This window comes from Xanthomarina arctica, from assembly GCF_014638915.1.
Lineage (GTDB): Bacteria > Bacteroidota > Bacteroidia > Flavobacteriales > Flavobacteriaceae > Xanthomarina > Xanthomarina arctica.
Genome location: NZ_BMFQ01000001.1, coordinates 1,446,412 through 1,457,075, shown reverse-complemented (window position 1 = coordinate 1,457,075; position 10,664 = coordinate 1,446,412). Strand labels below are relative to the sequence as shown.

General features: G+C 30.1%; 7 protein-coding genes. 4 read left to right on the top strand and 3 right to left on the bottom strand.

What is annotated here, in order from left to right; all coding sequences use genetic code 11:
- Nucleotides 1-471 precede the first annotated feature (471 nt).
- On the bottom strand, nt 472-2,436 hold the full coding sequence (locus IEV77_RS06375; RefSeq protein ID WP_188462913.1) for a putative porin: 1,965 nt from the start codon (nt 2,434-2,436) through the stop codon (nt 472-474).
- Between the two features lie 171 nt (nt 2,437-2,607).
- On the opposite strand from IEV77_RS06375, the gene rnhB reads away from it, so the two are divergent.
- From rnhB to IEV77_RS06355, 4 genes are all read left to right on the top strand, one after another.
- Nucleotides 2,608-3,207, top strand: coding sequence for a ribonuclease HII (gene rnhB / locus IEV77_RS06370; protein ID WP_188462911.1), 600 nt, complete (start codon nt 2,608-2,610; stop codon nt 3,205-3,207).
- Between the two features lie 32 nt (nt 3,208-3,239).
- Nucleotides 3,240-5,672, top strand: coding sequence for a ribonuclease HII (locus IEV77_RS06365; RefSeq protein ID WP_188462909.1), 2,433 nt, complete (start codon nt 3,240-3,242; stop codon nt 5,670-5,672).
- A gap of 117 nt (nt 5,673-5,789) precedes the next feature.
- On the top strand, nt 5,790-6,431 hold the full coding sequence (locus IEV77_RS06360; RefSeq protein WP_188462907.1) for a hypothetical protein: 642 nt from the start codon (nt 5,790-5,792) through the stop codon (nt 6,429-6,431).
- A gap of 185 nt (nt 6,432-6,616) precedes the next feature.
- Nucleotides 6,617-9,253, top strand: a complete 2,637-nt coding sequence (locus tag IEV77_RS06355) for a CHAT domain-containing protein (RefSeq protein WP_229736592.1) — start codon at nt 6,617-6,619, stop codon at nt 9,251-9,253.
- Here the strand turns inward: IEV77_RS06355 and IEV77_RS06350 are convergent.
- Complete coding sequence (locus tag IEV77_RS06350) at nt 9,246-9,965, bottom strand: tetratricopeptide repeat protein (protein ID WP_188462904.1); 720 nt, start codon at nt 9,963-9,965, stop codon at nt 9,246-9,248. The genes IEV77_RS06355 and IEV77_RS06350 overlap by 8 nt on opposite strands.
- Before the next feature lie 2 nt (nt 9,966-9,967).
- Complete coding sequence (locus IEV77_RS06345) at nt 9,968-10,540, bottom strand: RNA polymerase sigma factor (protein WP_188462902.1); 573 nt, start codon at nt 10,538-10,540, stop codon at nt 9,968-9,970.
- Nucleotides 10,541-10,664: the final 124 nt, after the last annotated feature.

The window sequence follows — 10,664 nt, the reverse complement described above, 5'->3', positions numbered from 1 at the left end:
AACCAATCGAAATAGTTTTAATTAGGTACTCAAAATAATTTATTCTCTTTGTTTGATTTAACCGTTTCCAGCTAAATCTTACGCTGTCAATTCAATATGTCTATGAACTTTTTCTTACTTCCCTAGGGCGTTAATCTCCTAAGCGGGTGCAAATATAAAACCCTTTTTATTCTTACACAATGTTTTTTGAAAAAAAATTTGAAAAAGTTTTTTTAACCTTTTCCTAATCTTCAATTAACACTACTTTTTAAGAACTTCACTATAACAGATGTTGTTTTTAGCGAGTGCAAATATACAACCCTTTTTCTTTTACAAACAAACAATTCTTATAAAAAAAATAAGTTTTTTTTGAAGTAAGACTTAAACTCCTATTAACGAATACTTAGCAGTGAAAATTAATTAAGAAAATTGATTGGCTTGCAGTTTACCATATAAAGGAACCTCAAAATCTAGCAGTTTTTACAACTTATATTATAGGAAGAAATCCCAAACCAAACCAAAGCGTATTATAAAATCACGGTACGGATGGTTAGGAGCCGAAAAATAATCGTAGCCAGACCAGCCAGCATTAAAGTGTTCTGCCTTTATATAGATTCTTGCTTGTTGGATTTTAGCATTAACGAAAAAATCAAATCTTGGATATCCACCGTACTCTTGATCTGTTTGCACATAGAATTCTGCAAGTAACGGATCGTATCCATCCATATAATACTTAGAAAAGTAATTAAAGGTAATTCCCGTTTGAAGAAACAAGGCCTTCTTAAAAAGGTGATCTGAATAATATAGCGTGTTTCTAGTTACAAACTCAGGAACATTAAAAACCTGGTTATCGTCTTGAACGTTTTGATAGGATATGGTATTAGCTAAAGCAAATTTTCTGTATTTGAATTCTCTTTCTAACTTTATAGTTAAATAACTAATTGCATTATTAGTCTGATAAGGCATTACGGAGCCCGAATCTATTCCCTTTTCAAAATAAACATAATCATTAATGGTCGTGAAATCCACAGAAACATTTGCAATTTTATTGGAGGTTAATACAAACTCCAAACTCTGAGTCTTTATATTATTAAAGTTGTTTTGCCAATTATAGTTTTTATATACACTCTGATTCAACAGAAAGTTATAATTGGGCGCTTTTGAATTGTGACTGATTTTTGCGCTAAGGCCTAAATCGTCAGTTAATTGATAACTTGCACTACCCATTATGAAATTTCCTTGAAAATCTCCTGCCACATTTAACCCAAAGCTTCCGTCCAGGCTAAACTCTTTAATACTTTTAGAATATGCTCCTCCTATTGATATGATACTTCCTAATAACCTATTTGTAATTAATTCATTATCTATATAGGTTACATTATCATATCCATAATTATAATTATTATATGTTGTACTAAATTGTAGATCTCCAAGAATGTTATTACTATAATTAGCATAGACTTGGGCTTTAAAATCTTCAAGCGTTACTTTATCCCTAAGATTAGTTTGCTGGAATGCTTCCCCAAAATAATCATTTTCAGCTGTTTGATTGAACTCGTAATACTTATCTTCAAAAGAAAGGACATTTCCAATACTTAGTTTATTATTTGTTAGCGAATCCTTTTCCCTAATAATCTTGTAGCTATGATCTAGGTAAAACCGCTTTCCTTTTAACATATTATCGGCATCTGTAAAATAAACAGCTAATAATGATCTGTCTTTGAACTCCGGGTCTCCAGATTCAAAATAAGGAATATTACTGTTTTGAACACCTCCATTCTCGTCGTTATACAAATCTTGCATTACAATATGCCCATTTGCTACATATCTATTGTTTTTGGTTTTATAGCTAGATGTAAATCTAAAATTACCCGTACTGGTTAATGCATTTTGATATTTCCCTAAAGATCGCAAACCTTTATATGCTATTGAAAAATTAAATTGTTTAGAAGTGTTCGCTGTAAAAAAAGCATCTACGGACTGTCCTTGTGATAAAACAGATCTATACAAAAGCTCGGTAAAAGGCGTTGGCACATGATAATAGGAAATATCATCTACTTCCATATAATTAAAATGTCTTGCTCTAGCTCCAAAGGCAGGCATTAACTCCGTATTGTCAAAAGTATGTATTAAGGTGTTATAGGTTTGTCCAACATTTGAAAATGGCATTAAATTAAAATTATCCTTTCTCAAATAATTAAACTTATATTCCTTTTTTATAGTAAGTGACGTATCTACATAAGTGGTATCTCTCTGTTGAGAAATAATTAAATACTGCTCAATTTTAGCATCTTTGTTTTTAACATTCTTATTGCTTGTACTTTTTGTAGAACCTTGATAAGAATCATCGCTATTATTCCCATTTAGATTTTGATCTTCACTAATGGTAGGCAAAATTTGAGAAAACCCTAAATTAACAAAACCTATTAAAAAAAATGCTAAAAATATTTTCTTCATAATTATTTTTAAGACCTTGCAGGCACTTAAGGTTATTTTGAATTTGTATTATTTAATTTGAACAAATAATAAACTAATTTTCGTCAAAAATAGAAAATATCTTATTGGATTTTATTTATTCCACACAATATTACGATTAATAATAACGTCTTATTCTTAAGATTTATATAAATGCTAAAATTAAATCACTCCCATTTCACTCTAGAATGTGGCACAGACGAAGCTGGAAGAGGCTGTTTATCTGGACCTGTTACTGCAGCAGCTGTTATTCTTCCGAAAAATTTTAAGAATTCTATATTAAATGATTCGAAACAATTATCTGAAAAAAAAAGGGAGCTTTTAAGACCTTATATTGAAGAACATGCTCTAGCTTTTAGCGTTGCTCACGTATTTCCTGAGAAAATTGATGAGATAAATATTTTAAACGCATCCATTTTAGCAATGCATAAAGCCATTGAAAATTTAAAAATGAATCCCGAATTTATAATTGTTGACGGGAACAGATTTAAACCTTTTCTAAATATTCCGCATGAAACTATAATTAAAGGAGACTGCAAGTTTCTCTCCATTGCTGCGGCTTCCATCCTAGCTAAGACGTATCGAGACGATTATATGAAAGCCATTCATCAAGAATTCCCTATGTATAACTGGAAACAGAATAAAGGTTATCCAACAAAAGAGCATAGAAATGCCATTAGGGAATTCGGAATTACAGAATATCATAGAAAATCTTTTAGACTCTTGCCGGAACAATTTAAATTAGAACTTTAACTTATTATATTTGCATAAAACGCTCACACTAAATGAAAGGAATTTTTTATTTCGTCTTAATCACATTATTAGTTACAAGTTGTAATACGGATACCAAATTCAGCGATCCTGCAGATTATATTCCCGAAAATGCATCTTATGTTTTAAAAGCTTCGGATCTTGAAAGTTTAAAAAACAATATTACTAACAATAATTTTCTTGATGAACTTTCCAAATCCAAGACCTTTTCTTCGGTTTCTAAAAAAATAGATGCCTTAAAATATTTTAAAACCTCCAACGAACTACTTCTTTGTTTTAGTAAAGATAAAAATGATAGCCTTCAGTATTTAATTATTACAACATATAATAAGGACTTATTTCTTGTTGATTCTTTGCCAAACCATAAAATTGAAACAATTACAAATAAAGATTATTCTATAACTAAAACTTCGGTAGAAAACCAAGTGTTATTTAGCGTTATCAAGGATAGTTTATTTATTGGGTCTTCTAATATGGAATTGCTTACTAAATCTCTTGAAAAGAAAAACAAGCCTTCAGAATTAGTAGAATTATTAAACACGGCCAATAAAAACAGTCAATTATCTGTTTTAATTAATGAAAATCATAATTATTTTAATTCCTTTTTTCTGAATGATTCAATTAGCAAGCTTAAAATAGCCAATTATTTATTAATAGATATCGATTTAAAACAAGACGAAATTCTTATCAACGGAATCACTAAAGCTACAGATTCGTCAAAAAGTCTGATAGAAGTTTTTAAAAATACCATTCCCCAAGAAAATCAGTTAGCAAAAATCACACCTTCCAATAGCGATGGTTTTTTAAGTTTCACTTTTAAAAATTACAGTAATTTCAAACAAAACCTTGAAGCCTATCAAACGGTTGATTCCTTAACTTATGATACGACTTTATTTGATAATGTTGTAGAAGTAGGTGTTATTTTTGAAGGCGAGCAAGAGGCTGTTGTGCTAAATTCTCTAGATGACACATCAACCAACGATGCGCTTTTAAACGAGCAAGATATAGTTGAGACTTACAGACAAATAGATATTTTAAACTTTAGCAAGCCAGAATTATTTAAGCAAACCTTTTCACCTTTAGTTCAATTTAATAAGGCAACACATTACTGTGTATTGGATAATTTCTTTGTTTTTGCTAATTCCACTGAAATGCTTCAGAACATTATCGCGAATTATCAAAACAACACCACTTTTGAAGAAAGACCTTATTTTGAAACTATTAATGAGAACTTAAGTAACGAAGCTTCGCTGATGCTTGTTGTAAATCCTTCAAAATTAAACAACAAAATTGAGCAGTTTTTAGACGAAAATCTATCTCTAAATCTAGATAATTACAAAGCGTCTGCCATTCAATTTATTTACGACTCTAATTTTGCCCATGTAAATGCTGTCTTAAAGAAGAGCAAAACAAAGGCCTTAGAAAATTCGGTTACGGAAGAATTCAATATAAAAATTACCGAAGACATTTTAAACACACCTCAATTTGTTATAAATCACGAATCTGATCAAAAGGAAATCGTGCTTCAAGATGTAAAAAACAATCTCTATTTAATTTCAAATACCGGAAAACTGCTTTGGAAAAAACAACTTGATGGTCCTATTTTAGGCAAAGTAGAACAAATAGACATGTATAAAAATGGCCGACTGCAATTGGCTTTTGCAACACCAAACCGCGTTTATGTTTTAGATAGAGCCGGAAAAGATGTATCTCCTTTTCCTTTAAAATTCAACAGTAAAATTACGCAACCATTATCTGTTTTCGATTACGATAACAATAGAAACTACAGACTAGTAGTAACTCAAGGAAAAAACATACTTATGTACAGCCAACTTGGGAAAACTATTAGAGGCTTTAATTTTAAAAGTGCAGAAAGTGATTTAATCTATCAACCTCAACATATTAGAATTGCCAAGAAAGACTATCTAGTTTTTAAAACTGATAGCAAACTATATATATTAGATCGGGTTGGAAAAACGCGAGTGTCACCTAAAAACAGCTATAACTACTCAAATGAAGCTGTGTATTTGTACAATGACAAATTTACTACTACTACTAAAGATGGGAAATTGGTAAGCATTGATGAAAAAGGAAATTCCACAGAACAAAATATTCAGTTAACCGAAAGACATCATATAGAAGCTACCTCTAAAACACTTGTTGCACAATCTGAAAACAAGTTGACCATAAAAAATAAGACTTTGGAGATGGATTACGGAAACTATACTAAACCAGACATCTTTTACTTAAACGATAAAATCTATGTTTCCGTAACCGACTTACAATCTAAAAAAATATACCTGTTTGACAGCCAAGCTAAACCTATAGAGAACTTTCCTGTTTATGGAAACTCTAGGATTATCCTAGATAATATTGATAAAGACTCAAATCTGGAGTTTGTTACTAAAGGTGATAATAACTCGATACTTATTTATCAAATAAACTAACTATCAACATGTTAAATCAATAAATCTTGTTTTTTTTAACTAATAATTTAAAAAAGTGTTAACTTTAGGTTTCGTTTTTGCATTAAGTAACACATGAAAAACTATAAATTATTAATTATGAAAAAACAACCTCTAGTTCTATTAATCCTATCACTACTATTATTCACTAATTTGAGTTGTGAAGATAAAGACGATAACGTCCCCGTAGAGGAAGCACCTTTAACTGCAACCAACTACATTTATGAAGGTGATTTGCGTATTTATTATTTAGAAGCTGAAAACGTTAGGCTTAACGATAATATTGATGTTTGGGTTCAGGTTCCAGACAACGATCCTGGTTATAATGATGCTCAAGAAAATATAGCATTAGCATATGCAGAAATAGATGCAAACCAGTCTGAAATTTCTGCAATTCCAAGTCCGGCAGAAGCTTTCTTCATTATCAATCCTATTTTGCCTCCTATTCCACCATCACCTTCACCATGCTTATGTTTAGATGAATTTAATTCCATAAGAAACATTGTTTTTTTACCGGGAACAGATCAACTGAGTTTAACAATAAGAGACTTTAATACCGAGTCCGTACTAGTTGGCACCAACAACAATTCAACAGTAAACATGATCCCGAATACACAGAATACGGGTAGGTATCAACCTTTCGCGTTCGAGCAACCAGGTTTTACGGGACTAGCTACTTTAAACATTCAAAGTGATAGTAAGAACTATTCTATTTTGGTTAATTTTCAAAACTTACCTTAAAAAAGCAGTTTCATTAAAATATTTGTAAATTAGTCTTCAGCTATACTGAAGACTTTTTTTATATGAAACTTTGCTTGTTTTTATTATTTATAATCAGCTCTATAACTCAAGTTTTTACTCAAAACTCAAACGATTCTGTTTATAACCATACCATAACAATTCTATATAGCAAAGCATATGAGCATATGTATACGCAACAAGATTCGGCTTACTTCTATTTTGATAAAATTAATTCTGAAGCTAAAAATCATCAAGATTATTTAAGTTTAATAAGTAGTCTTAGTTCTTCGAACAAAACAGCGGCTCATTTTTATGATCTGGATAAAATCAAGGGTAATTTAAGACAGCTAGATTCTATTGTTTTAAAGAATGATGTAGAATTAAAACAAAATGAAAGCTACTTAATCTATATAAATTCCATTCTATTAGATAAAGGAATCTATTATTTTAGACTGAACGACTATGATAAATCTAGAAAAGCCTTTCAGTCCATAATTAATTCCGTAGAATCTCTTAAAGAAAGTCAACTGAATGTCTATTTAATTGATTTAATAACAAGCGCGTACAGTTTTATTGCAAAAATGTATGTCAACGATGGCAAATATAACTTGGCCAAAGACTACTATACTAAAAACATTCACTTTTTAGAATCTAAAAAAGCTGAGGATATTATTAAAATAAATAGAACCTATAGCTTATTAGCTGAAGTTTTAAAAAATCAAAAACAACTGGATTCGTCAAACACCTATTTTAATAAATCCTTACATTATAATATAGAGAATCAAGGAAGTCCAAGTAGTATTATTACCGAAGCCAACCATTTGCTGGAGAATTATTTGAGTCAATCGAAAACAGATAGTGCTTTTTATTATTTAAGTGTTATTAAAGAGCATCTTTCTGAAAATCATCCAAGATGGAACATCTATTATGAAGCCAAAGCAAAAATCCATGAAGCTGAAGGCAATTATGATTTAGCTGAAACGGAACTGCAAGAAGCTCTCAAATTGGTCAAGCAAAAATGGCAGAATAAACCCCATAACGATGTTGCTGAAATTTACAATACGTTAGGAAAACTGAATGAAAACTTTAACAAGCCGCAAAAAGCCTTAGAAAACTACAATTTGGCTATTAATCAGTTTTCCGAAGACAAAATAAATTCCACTATTAATGAAAACACGCTTTTACGAGTTTTAAGAAATAAGGCTTCCATTTTAAATACCATGTCTCAATTCTCTGAGAGTATGGTTTCAGTTAATGTAGCTTTAAAAACTTTAGACCAATTAAAACCTACTTTTAAAAGTAATGCGGATAAGTTGTTTTTAATGGACGAGGCGTTTCCTGTTTTCGAATCTGGTTTGGAGGCCACTTATAATTTATATCAAAAAACCAAACAAGACTCGCTTTTAGACACTGCTTTTTATTACTCCGAGAAAAGTAAAAGCGTCTTGCTTTTGGATGCTATTTTAAGCACTAAAGCGACTAAGTTTGCCAACATTCCTAAAGATATTATTGAAAAGGAATTGCTTTTAAAATCTCAGATCAATCATTTGGAGAAACAGCTTAATCAGTCTAAAAATAAAATTTTAGAAGATCAATTATTCGAGGTTAAAAACGAATACCGAGAACTTGTTAGTTCTATAGAAACCAATTATAAATCTTATTATAATTTAAAATATAATTCGGAAGTTGTTTCATTAAACGAGTTGCAAAATTTCTTAAATTCTGATGATGTTTTAGTTTCCTATTTTTATGGAAATCAAGCCATATACATCATAACCATTACAAAAAAATCAAAAGATATTCAACAATATCAAATAGACAGCAACTTGGAGAATGATATTGTTTCTATATATAGCATGCTAAATAACCCAAAGTCAAATCTTAAAGAATTAAATAACAAATCATTTAATTTATATAAAAAATTGCTTGTTCCAAGTATAGAAAAGCTGTCACAGAAAGATCTCATTATTGTAACAGACGGTTTATTGAATTATATTCCCTTTTCTAGTTTATCTACAAACGGAGAAAACCACTATTTAATAGAAGAGCACTCCATTAGTTATGTAAATTCTGCAACTTTATTAAAACAACTTTCAGAAAAAGAAAGCGTAAATAATGAAGTTTTAGCTTTTGCTCCAAGTTTTGAAGCCTCGTCTTACAATACCTTATTGCCTTTACCAAACAATCAAACTGAAGCTGATGACATTTTAAATTACTTTGGAGGAAAATCATTAAGAAATAACGAAGCAACGCTTCTAAATTTTAATTTAGAAAGTGAACATTATGGCTTATTACATTTTGCAACCCATGCCGTTTTAAATGATGAAACGCCAGAATATTCATATTTAGCATTTCAACCCAATGAAACAAATACCAATTTACTTTATGTAAGCGATTTGTACAATTTAAACCTCAACACCAATTTGGTAACATTAAGTGCCTGCGAAAGTGGGATTGGAAATTTAAAACGCGGAGAAGGTTTTATGAGTTTAGCCAGAGGATTTTACTTTAGTGGTGCCTCCAGTATTTCTAGTACCTTATGGAAAATCAATGATGCTTCTTCATTAAAAATTATGGATGTTTTTTATAAAAACCTTTCCGAAGGAAAAACTAAAAACCTTGCTTTACAAAAAGCACAAGTTTCATTTTTAAAAGATAACAAAGACAATGCCCTAAACCATCCATATTATTGGTCCGGATTTGTAATTTCAGGAAATACAACGGCAATTGCTAGCACTAACAATCTTTTATGGTATCTACTAATAGCTGTTACTTTTGTGGTAATTGGAGCGATTATTAGAAAACGCAGAAAATCTAATTAAGTTTATCTATAAGTTCTTGAGCTTTGTTTTTATTATAGTTGTAATTGGAAACTAAATTTTCAAGATATGCAATGGCTTGCGTTTTATCTTTTTCCTTGATTGCAATTAAAGCCAAATACCAGTTTGCTTCAGCTACAAAACTAGTATCTTCAGTTAAAATTTGTATAAATAAAGCTTTAGCATTATTAGTGTCTTCTAACCCTAAATAAGCTTGTGCTTTGTAGAAGTTTACATATTCTTGTTTATCACTTTCTGTAAGTGCGTCGAATTTTTCAATAGCTATTTGATAGTTTTTAGTTTCGTAAGCTACAAAGGCTTCGCGTTCTAAAGAATTACTATCGTCACTTCTTGTAATGGGATAAACCGTGTTCGGGTATTCGCTAAAATTGCTATCGTACAAACTATTATAATTGGTGCTAAAAAATGTATTATATCCAAACCAGCCCATTAATAACACAATAGAAGCTGCAATGGCAAAATTTCTATAATTAAAAATAGACTTGTCTTGTTTGTTTAGATTTTGTTCAACATCTTGAAGTTTGGATTTAAGTCTATCCGTTTCACTGCTTTTTATGGCTTTTTGTAAATTCTTCTCATATTCAAACTCCGCTTTAAATGCAACATCTGTTGCCAGTAAACTTTGAAATAAAGTTTCCTGTTCAGGTGTTAAGCTGTTAGAGAAATAGAGATATAATAATTCTTGATTGTTCATTGCTATTGTTGATTGCTATTAATACGTTCCTTTAAGGTTTTCATACATCTGGACTTGGCACTTTTAACTACATTCTCACTTGTATATTCGCTAGTTTCAATAATATCTTTAATTGTAAAACCTCTATAATAAAATAAGGTTAACAATTCTTGACATTTCTTTCCAAGAGTTCCAAAATGGGTTTTTAATAAAACCTGTTCAGTAGTTAAATCTTCTTGATCCAAATCGAAATTTTCATCGACAAGCTCTTCCTTTTCCCTAATAATAGACAAATCGAAATCTGGATTTATGGTCTTATTATTTTTTTTCATTTTATCGAAAATTAAATACTTTCCTATACTAAATAAGTAAGTAGAAATAGAACTAGTGAATTCTTCTATTTTGCCTTGCATCACATTGTTATAGAAAATAATATAGGCATCTTGATAGACATCTATAATATCGTCTTGAGGTAAGTTATACTTTTTAGCAAAATTTATGAACTTGTCTCTGTTCTCTTCATAAATTCTTTTAAAGAGTAAATCCGAGCCTTGTTTTAAATCTTCAATAGTTATGTTCTCTTGGACTCTTTGCATTTAATATCCTAAATTATAAAAGGTTAACACGTTACTGCTAAATTAACATTTTTTAGCATAAGCTATTATTTTTCTTACAGATTAATCCTAATCTCAAAAAAGATATATAAAAAGTTAACCTTTT